The 18,843-nt window shown below is 55.6% G+C and carries 14 protein-coding genes; all 14 read left to right on the top strand.

Translation table 11 applies throughout. The features are described from left to right. Positions 1 to 3 precede the first annotated feature (3 nt). A complete protein-coding gene (locus ABWQ15_RS04500) occupies positions 4 to 1,971 on the top strand; it encodes a portal protein (RefSeq protein ID WP_353907631.1) in 1,968 nt (655 codons plus the stop codon). Next, complete coding sequence (locus ABWQ15_RS04495; protein ID WP_353907630.1) at positions 1,968 to 2,312, top strand: ribosomal-processing cysteine protease Prp; 345 nt, start codon at positions 1,968 to 1,970, stop codon at positions 2,310 to 2,312. Before ABWQ15_RS04500 ends, ABWQ15_RS04495 begins: the two co-directional genes overlap by 4 nt. A 157-nt stretch (positions 2,313 to 2,469) precedes the next feature. Further along, positions 2,470 to 3,447: a hypothetical protein gene (locus ABWQ15_RS04490; RefSeq protein ID WP_353907629.1), complete on the top strand. Its 978-nt coding sequence runs from the start codon at positions 2,470 to 2,472 to the stop codon at positions 3,445 to 3,447. Positions 3,448 to 3,489: 42 nt separating this feature from the next. Continuing rightward, positions 3,490 to 4,731, top strand: coding sequence for a N4-gp56 family major capsid protein (locus tag ABWQ15_RS04485; protein WP_353907628.1), 1,242 nt, complete (start codon positions 3,490 to 3,492; stop codon positions 4,729 to 4,731). Between the two features lie 24 nt (positions 4,732 to 4,755). Then, the gene (locus ABWQ15_RS04480; protein ID WP_353907627.1) at positions 4,756 to 5,190 is read left to right on the top strand and encodes a hypothetical protein; all 435 of its coding nucleotides are present in this window, start codon (positions 4,756 to 4,758) and stop codon (positions 5,188 to 5,190) included. Between the two features lie 95 nt (positions 5,191 to 5,285). Continuing rightward, complete coding sequence (locus ABWQ15_RS04475) at positions 5,286 to 7,346, top strand: collagen-like domain-containing protein (RefSeq protein ID WP_353907626.1); 2,061 nt, start codon at positions 5,286 to 5,288, stop codon at positions 7,344 to 7,346. 180 nt (positions 7,347 to 7,526) lie between these two features. Further along, positions 7,527 to 8,012: a DUF4376 domain-containing protein gene (locus ABWQ15_RS04470; RefSeq protein ID WP_353907625.1), complete on the top strand. Its 486-nt coding sequence runs from the start codon at positions 7,527 to 7,529 to the stop codon at positions 8,010 to 8,012. Continuing rightward, positions 8,005 to 8,457: a putative ABC transporter permease gene (locus ABWQ15_RS04465; protein ID WP_353907624.1), complete on the top strand. Its 453-nt coding sequence runs from the start codon at positions 8,005 to 8,007 to the stop codon at positions 8,455 to 8,457. Before ABWQ15_RS04470 ends, ABWQ15_RS04465 begins: the two co-directional genes overlap by 8 nt. Next, complete coding sequence (locus tag ABWQ15_RS04460) at positions 8,454 to 8,810, top strand: hypothetical protein (protein ID WP_353907623.1); 357 nt, start codon at positions 8,454 to 8,456, stop codon at positions 8,808 to 8,810. Before ABWQ15_RS04465 ends, ABWQ15_RS04460 begins: the two co-directional genes overlap by 4 nt. 15 nt (positions 8,811 to 8,825) lie before the next feature. After that, complete coding sequence (locus ABWQ15_RS04455) at positions 8,826 to 10,784, top strand: hypothetical protein (RefSeq protein ID WP_353907622.1); 1,959 nt, start codon at positions 8,826 to 8,828, stop codon at positions 10,782 to 10,784. A gap of 1 nt (position 10,785) precedes the next feature. Then, positions 10,786 to 10,938, top strand: a complete 153-nt coding sequence (locus tag ABWQ15_RS04450; RefSeq protein WP_353907621.1) for a hypothetical protein — start codon at positions 10,786 to 10,788, stop codon at positions 10,936 to 10,938. Positions 10,939 to 10,955: 17 nt separating this feature from the next. Continuing rightward, on the top strand, positions 10,956 to 12,227 hold the full coding sequence (locus ABWQ15_RS04445; protein ID WP_353907620.1) for a hypothetical protein: 1,272 nt from the start codon (positions 10,956 to 10,958) through the stop codon (positions 12,225 to 12,227). An 11-nt stretch (positions 12,228 to 12,238) separates the two neighbouring features. Beyond that, on the top strand, positions 12,239 to 14,509 hold the full coding sequence (locus ABWQ15_RS04440) for a hypothetical protein (protein ID WP_353907619.1): 2,271 nt from the start codon (positions 12,239 to 12,241) through the stop codon (positions 14,507 to 14,509). A gap of 87 nt (positions 14,510 to 14,596) precedes the next feature. Beyond that, complete coding sequence (locus ABWQ15_RS04435) at positions 14,597 to 18,769, top strand: LPD38 domain-containing protein (protein WP_353907618.1); 4,173 nt, start codon at positions 14,597 to 14,599, stop codon at positions 18,767 to 18,769. Positions 18,770 to 18,843: the final 74 nt, after the last annotated feature.

The following is an 18,843-nucleotide window of genomic DNA, read 5'->3' as shown; positions in this document are numbered from 1 at the left end:
TATATGTCCGTATTTTTAGGCAAGCGCCCAGATCCGCAGAGCAGCAACGGCGTACCGGAGGCCGGAGGCCCGCAGTTTGACCCGGATATCGGTCGGCGGTTGGTGGCGGCCACGCAGATGCAGGCCACAGATCAGCAGGTCATCACCGAGGAAGACGTGCGCAAGGCCATGAAGACCCTGACGCAGTACCGGGACGCGAAAGCCAACCTCACGGCCCGCCTGCTGGAGGATGAGAAGTGGTGGGAGCTGCGCCACTGGGAAGTGATCCGCAAGCAGCAGGACCCCAACGCACCGGAGCCGTCCTCTGCGTGGCTGTTCAACAGCCTGTGCGCCAAACACGCAGACGCCATGGACAACTACCCGGAAGGGCATGTGCTGCCGAGGGAGCAGAATGACGAGGGCGAGGCGAAAAAGCTATCCTCCATCCTCCCGTGCATCATGGAGCTGTGCGAGTTTGAAAAGACCTACTCCGACGAGTGGTGGGAAAAACTGAAGCACGGCACGGCGGCCTATTTCATCGGCTGGAACAACGACCTTGAAAACGGTCTGGGCGACATCGAGATCAGCGATATGGATTTGCTCAACTGCTACTGGGAGCCGGGGATCAGCGACATTCAGGACTCCCGGAACTTCTTCACAGTCGCTTTGCAGGATCGGGACATTCTGGAAGAGCAGTACCCGCAATTCAAGGGCCGATTCACCGCCGCGCTGGCCAACGATTTCAAGTATACTTACGATCCCAACGTCAAGCTGGAGGAAAAGGCGCTGGTGGTGGACTGGTACTACAAAGTCAAGGACCCGTCGGGCCGGACGCTGCTGCACTATGTCAAGTTTGCGGGCGACGCCTGCATCCTGTACGCCAGCGAAAACGACCCGGAGTGCAGGGACGCCGGATACTATCAGCACGGGCTGTATCCCTTCGATTTTGACCCGCTGTACCCGGAAAAGGGAACGCCGGTGGGCTTCGGGACCATTGCCATTACCAAGTCCCCGCAGCTGTACATCGACAAGCTGGGCGGCAACATTCTGGAACATAGCTACCTTGGGACTAAGACGCGGTATTTCGCTTCCCCGCAGGTCGGCGTGAACGAGGAGGAGCTAAAGGATTCCAGTCAGGTCCTTGTCCACGTCGAGTCCACCGATCTGAGCGACCAACGGCTGAAGCCCATCACCGTCCCGCCTCTGGAAACGAATTACCTCAACGTCCTGCAAATGAAGATCGACGAGCTGAAAGAGACGAGCGCCAACCGGGACTTTTCCAACGGCGGTACATCATCCGGCGTGACCGCTGCTTCCGCCATTGCCGCCTTGCAGGAGGCGGGCAATAAGATCAGCCGGGACATGATTCAGGCAAGCTACCGGTCCTACAAGCGGATTTGCAGCATGGTCATTGAGCTGATCCGGCAGTTCTACACGGAGTCGCGGGAATTCCGCATTACCGGCGAGGATGGCAGCACGCAGTTTACCGACTTCTCCAACGCCGGAATTCAGGAGCAGGTTTTGCAGGCGGCGGCGGACGGTACGGCGCAGTTGGTGCGCAAGCCGGTGTTCGATCTCAAAATCAAGGCCCAGAAGCGGTCCCCCTTCTCCATTGAGGCCCAGTATGAGCGGGCAAAGGAACTATACGGACTGGGCTTCTTCGATCCGGCAAAGGCCCAGCAGAGCATGATTGCTCTGGAAATGATGGACTTTGAGGGCAAAGACAAAGTTTTGCAGCAGGTCCAGCAGGGCCAGACGCTGTACAACCTAGTCATTCAGCTGACACAGCAGCTTGCCATGCTCACCGGCGCTCAAATGGGCGCTCCTGCCGGCCCCGGTCAGGGCGGACAGAACACCGGCGGTGGGAATGGGCAGACGATCTCACAGGGACGCCAGAACGCCACACAGGCGGCCATGCAGCCGTACGCCCAGAAGATGGCGGCACGGGCCAATCCGACGATGAACGGGCAGAACGGAGTGAGAGCGCAGTGATCACAGCAAAAATGACGCATTGCGGGAACTGCTACACCCTCGACGTGGACGGCCACGCAGGATTCAACCCCGGCAACGATGTGGTTTGTTCCGGCGTATCCACCCTTTGCCAATCCCTCATGTCCTGGTGCGCCAATTCGGACGAGGCCCACATCACGGAACTGGATGCTCGGAGCGGGAAGTTCCACATTACGGTTTTTGGTCGGACACACGATGTCTTTTCCATGACGGCTCTGGGCTTGAAGGGCATTGAAGCGAACTACCCGAAAAATATTTCCGTGGATATTGAAAAAGTTTTTAAAACGTGTCTAGCCAAAGTTACATTACCACTCGCAGAATAAGAGTAAGGGGATCTGTTCCATCCCCGTTCATCCTTTCCTCCTCCCACATCATCCCGCCCGCCTTTTTTGCATGGGCGGGCGGGCAACGTGGGAATGCAGGACAGCAGCGAACCGATGCACGGGGGCGATACTCCCGCGATATTTAGGAGGTCGAACGATGAAAAAGTTCAACATTTTCCCGATTTTCCTTGCACTGTTTGACGGCGGCGCGGCTTCCGGGGCTGGCGGCGCGTCTGCGGCAGGAACCGGGACGGGCGAGACAAATGGCGGCTCTGCCTCCACCCAGCAGAGCGATACGGGCGCAAAGGTTGTATTGGGTAAGCCTCCCAAGGCAGATACCAGCAAGGCGGAACCCAACACGGCTGAAAGCAATACACAGCTTCCCGCCGCCGGGGAAGGCGAAGACAGAAGCGCACAGTTTAAGGCCATGATTCAGGGCGACTACAAGGACCAGTACGACGCCGAGGTGCAGCGTATCATCAACCGGAGGTTCGCGGAAACCAAGGGCTTGCAGGATTCTCTTGCTGCCCAGTCTCCCATCATCCAGCAGCTATCCCAGAAATACGGGATTCAGGGCAACGACCTGACCGCTTTGCAGGCTGCAATCGACGATGACGACGCCATGTGGGCCGCACAGGCCGAAGAGGCCGGTATGACCGTCGAGCAGTACAAGCAGGTCCAGAAGATGGAGCGGGAGAACAAGCAGCTGCGCGAGGAAAAAGCGAATCAGCTTGCACAGCAGAATGCACATCAGCAGGTGCAGCGGTGGATGCAGGAGGCAGAGACGCTTAAAGCGGACCCTCGCTTTAAGGATTTTGACCTTGCAAAAGAGTGTCAGGAAAATCCTCAGTTCCTGAGCCTTCTGAAATCGAACAAGGAGTATCCGATCTCAGTTGCCGTCGCTTACAGTGCCACCCACATGGACGACATTCTGCACAATACGGCTTCCGCTGCGGCGCAGCAGACCGAAAAGGCCGTCACCGCCAACATCCGTGCCCGTGGTACACGTCCGGCAGAAAACAGTGCGTCTTCTCAGGCAGCCACCATTTACAAGAGCGACCCCAGCAAATGGACCGATGCGGAATTCGCGGAGGCCATTCGCAGGTCAAAGCGCGGAGAGAAGATTTTCCTGTAAACAGGTGTCTGATCTCCGACATACGAAAAGGAGATTGACAACATGAAAATGTCTAAGTACATGGTATACCCCATTTTCCTGGCCATGTTCGACGATCCTGCGCCGAACACGAACACCACCACCGACTCCGGCATGTCCGTCGAAATGCGGACGTTCTACGACAAGGTGCTGATTAAAAACGCGCAGCCGGAGCTGGTCCATGACCAGTTCGCCCAGAAGCGCAATATCCCCGCCAACAGCGGCGAGACGATCAAGTTCCGAAAATATACCAAGCTTCCCAAGGCCCTGACGCCGCTTACCGAGGGTGTCACGCCCAATGGACAGAAACTCTCCGTCACCGAGTTCGGCGCAACCGTACATCAGTACGGCGGCTATGTGACGCTCTCTGACCGTCTGCTGTTGGAAACCGTCGACAACAACATGGTCGAGGCCACGGAGCTGTTGGGCTCTCAGGCGGGCAGTACGCTGGATACCATCACCCGTGAGGTGCTGAACGGCGGCACGAACGTCCAGTACGGCGACGGTACGAAGGTTTCCCGGTGCAAGCTGGTGGGCGGCGAGTCTACTGGCAACGACTATCTGACCGTCCGCGCCTGCCGCATGGCGGCCCGGTCCCTGAAGCACGTCAACGCCAAGAAGCCCGACGGAAAGAACTGGGCCGGTATCATCAACCCCGATGTTGAGTTCGACATTATGGACGACCCCGACTGGAAGTACCCCCATCAGTATGTGGATACCCAAAATCTGTACGACAACGAGATCGGCGCGGTATCCGGGATCCGTTTCAGCGAGACCACTGAGGCAAAGGTCTTCCACGCCGAGGATTTGGCCTCCGATGTCCGGACGCTGCTGTGTAACGGCGCGGCCTCCACGACCACCGTCACCTTTGACGGCGGTGCGGTTGCGGCGAATGCCCTGGTCGGTCGGTACGTCCTGATTGGCACTCAGCGGGTGAAGGTCACCGCCAACACCGCAACCACCCTGACGGTGGACAGCGCTGTCACCGCCGCCGACAACACCGTGATTTATCCCGGTGAGGCAGGTGCAAAGGGCCGCGACGTGTATTCCACAATGATTTTCGGCGCGGAGGCCTACGGTACGACCGAGATTGAGGGCGGCGGCCTGCGCCACATCGTCAAGCAGCTGGGTTCTGGCGGCACTTCTGACCCTCTGGACCAGCGGGCGACGGTCGGCTGGAAAGCCATCAAGACGGCGGTCCGGCTTGTCGAGGAGAACATGGTTCGTATCGAAACCTGCTCCAACTTTGAATCCGGCGCCAACTAATAACCTGAAAAGGAGGAAAACACCGTGAGTAAGGAAAATACCCCTGATACTGATAATACCCCGGCCCCCACTGAGACTCCCACCGTTACCCCTGCACAGCCTCCGGTTGACATAGAGGCGCTCAAAGCACAGTTGCGGGCTGAGATTAAGGCCGAGGAGGCCCAGGAAAAGGCAAATACTGAGCGCAGCGCCGAAATGGCGCACCGAAAAGCCATGGAGGACGCCAAGAAGGACATCGTCACCATTGAGCTTTTCCAGGATGCCGGCGAGTATGCGGATGATGTTCGCGTGATTGTCAACGGCGTGGTCTACACCATCAAACGCGGCGTTCCCGTGCAGGTTCCCCGCTTCGTCGCCGAGGTGATCGAGGCGTCTGCTAGGCAGGATAAGGCGACTGTTAATCTCATTAGGACAAAGGAGAATGAGTACAACAGCCTCAAAGAGCAGAAGATTCTGTAAGATTCCGCGAGACACAAAAACCACCATGACACGGCATGGGGCAGCAGGGATTTTAGCCCGCGCTGCCCCTTTTTTCATTCAAACGAGGTGAGACAATGAGCAATCGCATCATCAACCTGAATATTTCGGACGCCTATATCAGTATGGCCGGTGACACAGTTGGAGCTTCTGGCGCTATGCGGGCAACCACCATGCGCATGACCTTTGACGAGCATTGGGCCGGAACATCCAAGACGGCTTATTTCACGGACGCGCTGGGAGAAACCAGCGTATCCGTATTGCTGCCTGCGGACGTGCTTGTGGACGGCATGGATGCAACCTATGACATTCCCATCCCCGCTGAGGCAATGGCCTCTGCTGGCCTTGCAAGCGTTACTGTGCGCGGCATTGTGCTTGCGGCGGACAATACGACGGTCACACGCACAATCACCACAAAGGCCGCAAAGTTCCGGGTGATGGACAGCGAAATCCCATCCAGCGCGGCCAATGAGGCGAAGGTGACTGCCACCGACAAGCAGCAGATGCAAGCGGCGCTTGATAAAGTCACAAACATGAGTGTTGAGGCTTCCACCATTGCCCCCGGCTCTGCCGCCACCGTTGCAAAAGGAACGGACGATTCCGGAAATGTGAAGCTGTCATTTGGGATTCCGGCGGGAGAAACTGGCGCAACCGGCCCGCAGGGAATAAAAGGTGATACTGGAGAGAAAGGTGATACCGGCGCGACCGGACCGCAGGGGCCAAAGGGGGAAACGGGCGCGACCGGTCCGAAAGGGGACAAAGGAGACACCGGGGAGATGGGAGCGACCGGCCCAAAAGGAGACAAAGGAGACACCGGCCCGCAGGGACCAGCAGGCGCCGGAACGGGAGATATGCTGTCCGCAACGTATGACCCGCAGGGGAAATGTCAGGACGTATTTTCTTATGCGGAAGCCAAGGCGAACGCGGCAAAAACAGATGCGAAGTCATACGCGGATTTAAAAATCTCTGAAATTCCCGCGACGGACCTCTCTGACTATTACACGAAGTCTCAGACAGATACAGCCCTATACGGCAAGGCGGCGGCAACTCACACCCACACGGCGGAGCAGGTAGGCGCAGACCCGGCTGGAAGTGCGGCGGCGGTACAGGCCAACCTTGCCGCCCATGCCGCACGGACGGACAATCCGCACAGTACCACAGCACCACAGATCGGGGCCGTGAGTTGGAAGAATCATGACGCTGGAATTTCTGCGGCGGATATGAACAACGCCAATTATCCGAACGCTTACGAATCTGCTATTGCAGATGGCACTCAGATTGGGCTTCCTGCTGGGTGGTGGCACATCAAGTATTTTCGCCATGGCGACAATAATGGATTTGGGGCTCAGCTGGCAATTGGTCTTAACATTGGAAATCAGATACGCTTCCGCACGAGCTATGGTACTACGTGGAGTCAATGGACTGATCTGAATGCCGAGGTTTTGTTTCGATTTAATGCTGGACTTTGCAGCGAATATTTGTGGGCAAAGACTCAGGTTACAGAGCAGGTTGCAATTGGAGATATTCAAAGTGCAGGTGTATCAACTGGGCAATCAATCATATTTAATAGCTATAACAAAACACAGTTGGAGGTCAGATATTCTGATAGTGTTACGGTTTCAGGTGGTGTGCTTTCTCTTTCTGGTAATGTTGTTACAGCCATTGTTACAAGTAATAGCTCTACTTGGCCTCCAATAGCTACTATGCGTGGCAAATATGTTTATTTGCCATTGTATAGATACTTTTACTATGTTGCATCTGATGCAGTCTACGGCTCTGGATCTTATGATGGCGATTATAACGTGTATCTGACTAGATATGCCCAGATTTCTGCCACGACGGTTAGCACAATACTTGGCTATGCTAATTCTCCAAATCCGAATGCCTATCCTATTTCTGATGGATACACTTATTTCCCATACGGAAAAATCGGTGATCTGGTTAAAGTCTTATCTGGCTCATATGTTGGAACGGGTACCTCTACTAAAACAATTGCCGTTCCATCAAAGCCAAAAGCGGTGATTATCAATAATGTTTTTGCCACTCAATCTTACTTTTCTGAAGCAGGTGGGGTTCTTACGCTGTCAAACGCATATACTGCTGCCGGTACAACGTTCAAGTATGTCATTATTTTGTAAGTGGGAGGAGACATGATGAGAACAGTAAAAATAGCTGCCGAGGAAAATGGGGCTCACGATAATAATGAAACAAGTAGCAGTTTTGTTCCTGATGGTTGGGCTGCTATTCCGTATAATCTTGCAACTCCCAATTTTCCGTTTGGCTCATTTGATGTTGAGGACATTGACGGAGTTAAGACTGTGAAAAGTTGGGTTGCAGGCGAAATACCGGGTCCTGCTATGCCGACTGCAAAAGAAGTGAAGGATGAACGGAGTGCTGCCATTAAAGCGGCCTGTGCTGAGGCCATCACCGGGGGCTTTGATGCAGACGTGTTGGGGCGGGGATCGTTGCACTATCCCCTGACGGAAATCCAGCAGCGCGACCTTCAGAGTCAGTATGCGGCCATTCAGGCGGGGGCAACGTCGGCCCTGTGGCACGATTCCAGCCGGGTCACGCACGAGGTTTATACGGCGGCGCAGTTCACGGCTCTGTTTAAGGCCGGTTATGCCTACATCATCTCATGCAAAATCCGGTCGGACTGGCTGGAGCAGCTGGCCCACGATCTGGCCGACGCAGGGAAGCTGACGGAGGCGGCTGCGGTGGACTGGGCCACGGTGCTGCCGGAGAGCTACCAGACGCAGTGCAACGCGCAGATCGCGGAGATGCTGGGAGGCGGAAATGCGTAAGATTGGCGACGTAATTCTAAGCGGGCTGATGGGGTGCTTTGTCGGGGTTACATACTTTTTACTGGAAGTCGCCTACAAGACCAGACAGGGTCACCCGGAGGGCATCAGCTGGACCATGCTGGTGCTGGCACTGCTGCTGGGTATCCTCATGGAGCGCATGGGTGCGGAATTGCCGTGGGCTTGTCCGATTTGGGCGCAGGCGCTCTTATGCGGCGCGGCCATTACGGCGGCGGAGTTTGTGACCGGGTGCATTTTGAACCTCTGGCTGGGCTGGGGGGTCTGGGACTACTCCGAATTTCCCGGTAATGTGTTGGGGCAAATTTGCCCGCAGTTTGCGGCGCTGTGGTGCCTTGTCAGCGGGCCGGTGATCGTCGGGCTTGACTGGATGCGGTACGAGGTCCGGGGCGGCGAGAAGCCGCGATATACATGGAGGTGCTTTACATGAAAGTGGGAGAGGCAATTGCCAAAATCCAAAAGCTGAAGCCGGATATTTACGGGGACGAAATCCTGACGTCGTGGCTTTCTGAGTTGGACGGGAAATACAGCGTGGAGCTGCTGAAGGGCGAGGAACCGGTATCCTATGAGTATCCCAGGGACGCAGAAACGGAATTGCTGGTTCTTGCGCCGTACACCAACGTGTACGAGCTTTATTTAATTGCCATGATCGACTGGCACAACCGGGAAATGCAATCCTATGAGAACGATAAGATTATGTTCGCTGAGGCGGACGCCGAATTCCGCTCCTGGTATCGCAGGACACACCGCCCTGCAAATACTGCAGGTTGGACTACATTCTAAGAAAGGGGCGGGGATATGCGACTTCCAAGCATGAAATACGCGGAGAACGCGGCACAAAAGCAGATTGTTGCTTTTCGCGGCCTGAACCTTTCCGACAAGACGCAGGACGGGGATATCGCTGCGGCGGAAAATCTGTCCGTCAGGAGATTCCCCCTGCTGTCTCCCCGTATGCAGCGGGAGCCAATCTCCGACTATACTGCTCCGACTGCGATTTTTGCGTGGGGTAAGCTGATCGTGGTGGACGGGACGAGCCTGATCTATGACGGGGAAACGGTTGGGACGGTGACAACCGGCGAGAAGCAATTCGCGGTCGTCAACACAAAGCTGTGCATCTGGCCGGACAAGATGTATCTGGATCTGAACAGCAAGGAATTCAAACCGCTGAATGCCTCCCTTTCCAGCGTTGCGGATTCTCAGGCGGCCTTCACGGCTAACTCGCTTACAATGTCTCCAAACGTCTACGCAACCAAAACACAGCGGCTGACATATGCCTACGGACTGAACAGTTACAGCATTACGACGCCCTACATTAAAACCTATACCGGTGCATCATGGTCTGCGGAGGGAGGCTGGACACTGACGGGTGAGGTGGAAGTATCGCCCACCAGCCAAGCCGCGTCCATCATTGGAAAGATCGTCATGCTGCGAAAAACAGACATTTCCGGTGATTGGCAGCTCAATTATAAATCGGTTCATGATTATAATTCCGGCGGCCAGGCACACCACGATATTGAAGTGGACTATTCCGAAAACAACCCGGACGGATTTTATGCCAGAGTTACAAGCTGCCCCATTTCTTCCTACAACGGATACGCCATGTATGTGTATGGCGACGTCACATTTGAAGTAGTTTCCGCAATTCATCCCGTGCCGGACTTTCGGTCTTATTTCAAAGTTGGGGACCGTGTAACGGTATCGGGTTCGGCAGATTCCGGGAGACGAGCGGACCGGGCAAAGGTGGTTGCGGTTGCCGCAAACTTCCTGACATTCCCGGATGGGACATTTTCAAGCGCCGGGACGGATACCGCCGCCATCACCATTGAGCGGACACTCCCGTCCCTTGACTATATTTGCGAGAGCGAGAACCGGCTATGGGGTGTCAGCAATGCGGATAAGACGATCTACGCGTCGTCGCTGGGCGACCCCGGCAATTTCTTTGCTTACGACAACGTTTCCACGGACAGCTATGCCGTGGCCGTTGGCAGCCACGGAAATTTCACCGGCATTTGCGCGCTGGGAGGAAATGTTCTCTGCTGGAAAGAAGAGTGCCTGCACAAGATTCTGGGCAGTTACCCGGCGGAATATCAGATGGCAACCTATCAATATGCGGGGGTTCTACACGGGTGCAGCAAATCCATGGTAAACATCAACGAAGTGCTGTTCTATCTGGGGACCGGAGGCGTTTACGCCTATTCAGGCGGAGCGCCGAGCCTGATTTCTTCGGCATTTGGAAATCACCGGTATTCCGCCGGGACCGCCGGGACAGTCGGGACCAAGTATTTCCTATCCGCCAAAGAGGGAGATACGCCATCCCTGCTGGTGTATGACACGCTTACCGGGTTCTGGATGCGGGAGGATGATGCGGACGCGGTGGACTTTGCGCGGCTGGACGGAAATCTCTATCTCCTATCCTCGGACGGCAGCGTATGGGCAGAGAGCGCGGGTGTTGGAAGTGAGTCGGTCACATGGTCGGCACAGCTGGCTCCATTCTTTGAAACGATTCAGGGGCGCAAGCGGTACAGCCGGGTGTTCGTTCGGGCAGAAGTTCCGAAGGGTTCAAGGCTGACCGTTGAGTACCGCTGCGACGGTGGAAAATGGGAGAGCGCCGGAACGTCTGTTGGACAGAAGGACGATACAATATTCTTCCCGGTAGTTCCTCGGCGGTGCGATAAATTTGAGATTAGGATTTCCGGCAGGGGTCCCTGCGCGGTGATGGAACTGCTGCGGGAATACCGCGTCGGTTCGGAGGTGTGATATGGCAGTCTTTTCAAGATCGGTTGGGGAACTTCCGGAGGACCCGAAAAAGGCCGTAAAAGTTCTTTTGGACTACATTGCCTATATGCAGGAACAGATTGAATTCAATGATTCCGGCGTCAAAAAGCGGCTCAAATCACTGGAATCCAAATGAGAGAGGGGTGAACCAACATGGCCAACGATAAAAATAGAAACTACGCGCAGGAGATCAAGGACGCGATTGCCAGCGGTGCAGACCAGTCTGTCGTAAACGACTTAAACAGCCAGCGGAATGAGAAGATTGCGGCAAATCAGGATTATTACGCCAGCAAGGGCATTTCATCCGATGACGGATACGCCGCTGACGCATACCTGTACGGCCAGAAGTTGTCCTCTAGTGGATCATCTGGAAACGCCGGCGGTTCATATAACAAGGGGGCTCCTTCCTACACAAGCAAGTACGCGGATCAGATCAATGCACTGACACAGCAGATTTTGAACAGTTCCTATGGTGGGTTTAAAACTGGGGATGAATATGCGGCCTTGCAGCAGAGCTATACCAAAAATGGGCAGAAGGCCATGCAGGATACGCTGGGGCAGATCAGCGCCCGCACCGGCGGCCTTGCCTCGTCCTATGCCGGTTCTGCGTCCCAGCAGTCCTACAACAATTATATGGACACGCTGGAGCAAGCCGCCCTGGAAATGTACCAGGACAAGCTATCTGGCGACAGGAGCAACCTCTCTATGCTATCTGGTCTTGAGAGCGGCGACTATGCCAAATACGCAGATCAGCTTTCCCAGTGGAACGCCGACCGCAGTTTCAGTTACGGCGTGGAGTCTGATAATCGAAACTTCAACTATCAGGCGGGGCGGGACGCTGTTTCTGACAATCACTACGATCAGGAATATGCGGACAGCCGCAGCGACTATGGGGATTCCCGCGGAGATGTGGAGTATCAGAAACAGGCAGCGGCAGCGGATAATCTGGCGCAGTACGGTGACTTTTCCGGCTATAAGGCGCTGGGCTACACTGATTCGCAGATCGCCGCCATGAAAAAGCAATGGCAGGTGGAGCAGGCAATGTCGGCCGCAAAGACCACCAAAAAGACTTCTACAAAGTCTTCCGCTGGTTACGGCGGCGGGTCCCAGAACTACGACGGCCTGTTTGCATCGGCGCAGAGTGCCGTGAGTCCGCAAAACTTCATTTCCAGCAACTACAAGAAATACGGCTTCAGTTCCGCTTCCGGCCTTTGGAGTGCCTATCAAAAGTGGGCGGGCAACGGGGCCGATGCGACAAGCCTCAACTATAACGAGGACGAGGGCGTTTTCAAGTGGAACGGAAAGCAGTATAGCAGTGCGGAAAAGCTGGCCTCTGCAATTGAGAAAGCTGGCCTCACCAGTTCCCAGAAGCAGGCGCTTTCAAAGAAATTTTCTCTGTACGGATTTGACATCAGCTTCAACTAAGGAGGACGAGCATGGTAACGATCACAAAAAGGAAGCCCGCAGCTGGGGGCAATGCTGTCCCCAGCACCGCAGCGTCTTCCTCTTCAGACAATGGCACAACCAACATGGGCAGGGTTACCATCACCAAAAAGCCTGTGGCAGTATCCAAGCCCGCCGCTCCTGCTTCCAATCCGAATGCAACGACGGCGAATAAGACCGGGAGCGCCTATGCGCCCCGGTCTACCAGTCAGTGGCGCGAAGTCGGCGGTGGGCGCGTCAGCACGAAGCCCGCCACAACAGTCGTAAACCGCAGGGTAGACGCGAAGTCCTCCCGCGTGGAGCAGAAGGGCCACACGCTTGTAAAGCGAGACGATACTCCGGCAAGCCGCATTTGGAACACACTGAAATCCGGCGCTTTGAGTGAAATGTCCAATCAGGCAAACAACATCGGCGTGGGATACGACGCCCGTGGCGGCAGCACCATGGCCTCCGGGGTTTATAAGGATCAGGCGCTTATGCTTCAGCAACAGGTTAATGCCGCGCGGGCTGGCCTGAATGACCCTAATCTGTCCACAATGGACCGCGCCGACCTGAACCGTGCGCTGAAGGATAGCGAGGACCAGCTTGCCGTCATTCAAAAGGCGGTGGGAGCGGAGAAGCAGGTTGCACCCGCGATGTATCATGCTTCTGATGCGGCGGCGAGTAAAGCGGAGGCAGCAAAGCAGGCTGCATCTTCCGGGCTTGGCAAGGTCGGCAGGGCCGCCGTCGATATTGGCGCCGGACTTACTGGACTTGGATTGCAAACGGCGGCGGGCCGGGTTATACCGGGAGCTTCTACGGTGGCAAGAGCCGCCTCACTCTCCGGGCAGTATTCCAGGGCAAACCGGCTAAACTCTCCCGGTAACTATGACCCCAACAAGGCCGCGCTTGCCGGCACACTTGCCGGGGCGGGTGTAGTAGCGGGCAAGGCCCTATCCAGCGCGGTATCCGCAGCCGGTTTGAATGTTTTGCGGGCGATGGGTAAACAGAATGCTGTGCTTCCCAACATTCTCAACGGCGGTGTTACCGGCATGGCCTATGCGTTGGGTGAATCCGGCGCTGGCGAGGCTTCCAACTACGCGACGTATCCGGGCTACAAGACGGACCCGAAAGCGTTTGCAGAAAATATGGCGTGGGCCTTTGCTTTTGGAGCCATTGACACGACGATTAAGACCGCCGCCATGACTGCGCAGAATAAGGCTTACGTGCAGGAGCTGAACAGCGAAGTCAGCAAGCGGTACGAGATCGTCCAGAAGATCATGGATGTTGGAACCCCAGAGCAGAAAGCACAGGGTGCATCCAGCGTCATGGACGGAGTTGAAAAACTCCGTGCCGCCCTGAACGACATGCAGTTGATCGGGGCGCAGAAACAAGTGGATTCCATCCATAAATTCCTGAACAGCATCGACGCAGAAATGGCGCAGTACATCCCGGTTGCAGGAGAAGCACCGGCGGCAGCACAGACAAGCCTTGCCGCGGCCTCTGTTCCTACGCCTGCGGCCCCGAAGCCGACCACGGGCGAAATTACACCAGCAATCGAAAAGCCCACCGCAGCGCCTCCTAGCGCCGTACCGGATTTCACGACGGAGGACTATGCAAACATTGAGGCGGTACCGGCCAGAGACTTTGCAGAGAATATGGAGCCGCAAGATACTATCCCCGTGAATGATAACCCGGCAGCTCTGGTCCCCGTTGCAAATACGCTGGGGCAGAGCGGGAAAAAGGCCATGCTGGCGTTTTATGATGGGGACGTGGACACGGACCTGTATGCGAAAGACTTTGTGACCGCATACAACGCGGGCCTTCACGGTGAGACCCGACCCGTGGAAAACTACATCACCGAGGGGCAGGCGGTGGCCGCCTATACGGCGGGGCAGAATGATATGAAAACGGCTTCCAACGGCTTGAACTTACGGCAGGAAGATCATATAATGAGCAAAAACGATGCAGGGAGTGATTACATTGAACGAGCAGCAGAAGCAGGAGATGAAATCCTTGCAGGTAAGGGAAAACCGGACACCGGCGGAGTCGAAACGGTATCAGGAACTGCTGGGAATGTACCTGGAGGAAGTCGGGTTCGGCTGGCAGCACGAGAAGGACGAGGATTAGAAGAAGAAAATGGACTACGAAAAGGAACGGCAGAAAATCCGGGAAATCATGTCCAAGAAGCCAACGCAATCGAAAGAATCCAAATTGGAGAAAATCAAAAAGGAGTTTACGGACAAGCTGATAACATTCGGGGACGACGAGAAATAAACAGGTGAAGAAGCGATAATTCTGTAACGCCTAAGGCCGGAAGCGCATCAGAAAATGAGGCCCGTTTTGTATCCGATATCGGAGTAGACAACGCCGTGATCAGCGATGCCGCATGGGATAGAAAAGAACCCGCATTTACGCAGAATGGGACCGTTTATGTGAGAGAGACGGTTCCCGAGGAACTGCGGGGGATGATCGGCCCCCATGAAGTCACCCACGTTATGAAACAGTCCGGCTATTCTCCGTATATTAACTTCGTTGGAAAAACCCCGGATAAGTTGAATCTTCATTCTGATGAGGCACAAGCCCTTTTAAATGCTGCTGCGCGACACAGGGGAATCGACCCTGTAAATATGACGGATGCAGATCGGGTGAAGTTATACGACGAGTTCAACGCTGCAGTTTATGGACGTATCGCCGCCGGAAAGACAGATAATTTGCGGGATATTCTTAATGCTGCGTTTCAGGATTTTGACACTTATGCAAAAGAACTGACGTCCATTCATACGCAGTTCCGGGAGAGCCGCAAAAATCCGGGAAGCGGCCAGAAAGAAAAAGCCACCCAACAGCCCAAACAAGGCGGAACGCCGGTCGCCGCGTCTAAACCCGATCCTGCGCGGCCCGATGCAGCGAGTAAACCAACAGCGAGGCGGAAATCGTCTTCCGTGGACCATATGGTATTGGCGCAGACCCCGGAACAGAAATGGAGCGCACAGCGCGTCGGAGACTCCGAAAAGCCCCCTATGCCGGTTTCTGACATCGTGGAGAAGATTCGGCATGACTTCGGCATCAACATTACCACCGGACACGTCCGGGGTGCTGGCGTCATGGGTCAGTACGACCGGGGGAGCCAGGGTATCCGCTCCCGGGTTGTCAATGACCTGCCCACCGTGTCTCACGAGCTGGGGCATCATCTGGACAACCTGTACGGCCTGACGAAAGAAATACCGGAGGCAGCCCGCAGAGAGCTGATTGACGGGCTGGACGCAGAGATGAAGGCCGCCTACAAGGAAAAGAAGTGGCTGACAGAGGGATTGGCGGAGTACACCCGCAAATACCTCCAGAACCGGGAGACGGCTGCCATTTACTATCCTGAATTTACAAAGCATTTCAAGAATGCACTCAATGCCAAGGACAATGCCCTGATTGACCAGCTGGCCGACGAGGTGAACGCCTACTATTCCATGGACGCCAAAACGGCGGGATCTTCGATCCGAAACAGAGAGGACCAGGGCCGGGACTTCCGTACCTTGGATCAGCGCGTGGCGGAGAAGGGCGACGCTTTCTATCAGGCATGGGTGGATTCCAACCACGGCATTCGCCTGTTCGACCGGGCGACGGGGACCCAGACATACAAACTGGCGTCCAACGCGGCCTATGCCGACGCGATGGCAGGCTCCATCCTGACCGGCGACCTGACCGGGCCGGAGGGACAGTATGTGGCTTCTGGCTTGACAACGGCGCTCCACGGCGTGGACCTGAAGAACAAAACGGAATACCGGGACTTTGGTGAATTCCTGGTAGTAAAGCATGGACCGGAACGGCTGAAAGAGGGAATGCGCATTTTTGCCGACGACCGGAAGAACTCCACCGCATGGATGGAGGACCGGGCGCAGGCGTTGGAGAAGCAGTATCCCGAATTCAAGGCGGCGGCAGCACGGCTCTATCAGTTCCAGACGGACTTCCTGCAAACGTGGGGCGTTGGGACCGGCCTCGTTTCTTCGCAAAGCGCCAAGAACTGGGCGGAGCGCTGGAAGTATTACGTCCCTCTCAATCGCTTTATGGGCGACAGGGGTGCGGGCGGCGCAAAGCGCGGCTTTGCAAACCAGAACTCCACCATCCGCAAGGCATATGGCAGCGGCCGGGACATCGTGAACCCGGTAGATAACATCATTAACAATGTGGTGCGCATGGTCAATGCCGCCACCCGAAACAATGTGGCGGCACAGATGACCAAAGTGGCACAATCGAAGGGCGGCATGGCGGACTTCCTTGAAAAAGTTCCGGCGCCGCTGAAGCAAAAGACCTTTGACGCCACGACACTGAAAGAAAAACTCTCCGATGCGCTGGACGAGGGCATGATGCAGGGAACCATCCACGCGGACGACGCTTCTTTTGCCCAGGACATCATAGACGGCATCGATGATCTTCTGATTCAGTATGGCCGGGGTGTTGCCCACGGGGACGTGGTGACGGTCCTCCGGGGCGGCAAGCCGGAATACTGGAAGATCAACGACCCCATGCTGCTGTCCTCTCTGACCAGTATGGACACCGCGAAACTCCCAGTGTGGCTGGAAACCTACGGGGCGATGTCCCGGTTCATTACCTCCAACATAACCGGCAACAACGTAATTTGGTCCATCTTCTCCAACTTCCCCCGGGACCTCATGACCTACTTCACATTCTCACAGGACAAGAACCCGGTCCACATGATGGGCGGCATCGCGTCCGCCTACGCAAACCGGCTGAAGGGGAAGAACGCTGACCCGCTCTACAAGGAGTATCTGGCAATGGGCGGCGGCAAAGTATCCGCCTATTCCGCAGACCGGGACCTGGCTAAGAATATCCGGGCAAAGCTTGCCGGGGGCAAGGCGCAATGGCTGAACCCGGTGGAATGGATCTGCTTTGTCAGCGATACGGTGGAAATGGGACCGCGGTACTCCTACTACAAGATTTGCCGGGAGAAGCTGGCCATGACGCCGCAGGAGGCTTTCTACGAAAGCAGCGACATCACGGTCAACTTCCGGCGGGGCGGCGTACAGGGACGGACCATTAACAAGGTGATTCCGTTCTTCAATGCCGGCGTACAGGGCATGGACAAGTATGTACGCTGGCAGACCTGCGAGGAAATCCCATACAACATTACCAGCAAGGAGAGAAGCAAGGCTATCCGCAGCCGCATGGTTGCCTATCTGGCGGCCTCCGCAGCTCTCGCGGCCCTATTCTACGGAATGAACAGTAGGACGCAGGAGGACCGGGACAACTACGCGCAACTCTCCAACTACACGAAGAACAACTATTGGTGTATCCCGCTGGGTGGCGGGAAGTATTTCACGATCCCGAAGCCCCGCGAGATTGCTGTTCCGTCTTCCTTCATGGAGGCGGCCGCAGAGAAGTATCTCGGTGGAAACTCTCACGCCTTAGACGAATTCTACAACTACTCCACCGATACCTGTCTCCCCAACGTCGCTTCCGATGTGGCACAGGCGGATATTGGCGGAGCTATTGGCAATCTGGGTGTACTGGGTACCGGGGTACGGATGTTTGCAAACAAGGATTTCCTGGGAAAGCCTATCGTCAGCAGTGGAATGCAGAATCTGGAGCCGAAGGACCAGTACAACAACCGTACCTCAAAACTGGCAAAGGCTGTGGGCGACGCCTTTAACGTAAGCCCCATGATGACGGATTACTTCTTTTCCAATACCCTGGGCGGCTGGTGGAAGTACCAAAAAGCCCTGTTCCCAGTGGGAAGTGAGAACGTGGATCTGACGCTGGGAATTCAAGGTTCCTATGTGCGAGACAATCAGTATTCCACGGACCTTGTGAACTGGCTGTATGACCAAGCAGCGGCATCCAACACCCGCAGAAATTCCAACCCCGAAGACATGGGAGCCGCCATTCAGTATAAGCGGGACAGTTCCATGACGTCGTTCTACACCAACTTCAATAAGCTGTCCAAGTTTGCGCCGGAGACGGAGAGCCGCAGAGGGACCCGGCAGGCGGTTTTGAGCATGATCACAGAATACCGGAAGGACTTTGACAACGGGACCAAAACAGAGGCGGAGGCTGCCGTGGAGGCCGTCTGTGAGGCGGCGGGCAGCACGGAGTATCTTCCTGCGGTTATGCCGGTGACGGTCAAGGACGCGAACGGAGAGGCGCACACGCTGTCCGATTCTCAGTATTTGGAGTATCAGACGGAATACCTCGGCTTTTACTGGGACACGGTTGAAAGGACGCTTGAACGGGCGGGAAATCAGCAGTCTAAAGAATCCGTTCTTGCCGCCGCCAAGTCCGTTGCAAAAGACAATGCCACCAGGCGGCTCTTTTCCCGCATGGGAATCAAGGCAAAACCCGACGAATACAAGGAGGTCGGCGGTTCGGCGCTGACGCAGTTTAAGGCCGGTATCGACAAGGCTAACGACGACGGGAGTCTGACGCAGGAGGAAGTAATCGACATTATCGACCAGATGAACGGTTTGAGTGATGATCAGAGGTCCACGCTGTTCCACTCCCACTATAAGAGCGATAAAAATAACCCCTGGGCATAATAAAAAAGTCCGGTTCGTGTCTATCGAACCGGACTTTTGCTGTGCTACGCTTGAATTATACATTGAAAGGAGAC

The sequence above is a fragment of the Oscillibacter sp. genome (genome assembly GCF_040505565.1).
Taxonomy (GTDB): domain Bacteria; phylum Bacillota; class Clostridia; order Oscillospirales; family Oscillospiraceae; genus Oscillibacter.
Note: the sequence above shows the minus strand (reverse complement) of the source record. Positions and strands in the feature narration are given on the sequence as shown.

Excerpts from the sequence above, each read along its gene's own strand:
- ABWQ15_RS04500 (WP_353907631.1), top strand. The coding sequence starts at position 4 with ATGTCCGTATTTTTAGGCAAGCGCCCAGATCCGCAGAGCAGCAACGGC.
- ABWQ15_RS04490 (WP_353907629.1), top strand. The coding sequence starts at position 2,470 with ATGAAAAAGTTCAACATTTTCCCGATTTTCCTTGCACTGTTTGACGGC.
- ABWQ15_RS04485 (WP_353907628.1), top strand. The coding sequence starts at position 3,490 with ATGAAAATGTCTAAGTACATGGTATACCCCATTTTCCTGGCCATGTTC.
- ABWQ15_RS04475 (WP_353907626.1), top strand. The coding sequence starts at position 5,286 with ATGAGCAATCGCATCATCAACCTGAATATTTCGGACGCCTATATCAGT.
- ABWQ15_RS04465 (WP_353907624.1), top strand. The coding sequence starts at position 8,005 with ATGCGTAAGATTGGCGACGTAATTCTAAGCGGGCTGATGGGGTGCTTT.
- ABWQ15_RS04460 (WP_353907623.1), top strand. The coding sequence starts at position 8,454 with ATGAAAGTGGGAGAGGCAATTGCCAAAATCCAAAAGCTGAAGCCGGAT.
- ABWQ15_RS04455 (WP_353907622.1), top strand. The coding sequence starts at position 8,826 with ATGCGACTTCCAAGCATGAAATACGCGGAGAACGCGGCACAAAAGCAG.
- ABWQ15_RS04450 (WP_353907621.1), top strand. The coding sequence starts at position 10,786 with ATGGCAGTCTTTTCAAGATCGGTTGGGGAACTTCCGGAGGACCCGAAA.
- ABWQ15_RS04445 (WP_353907620.1), top strand. The coding sequence starts at position 10,956 with ATGGCCAACGATAAAAATAGAAACTACGCGCAGGAGATCAAGGACGCG.
- ABWQ15_RS04440 (WP_353907619.1), top strand. The coding sequence starts at position 12,239 with ATGGTAACGATCACAAAAAGGAAGCCCGCAGCTGGGGGCAATGCTGTC.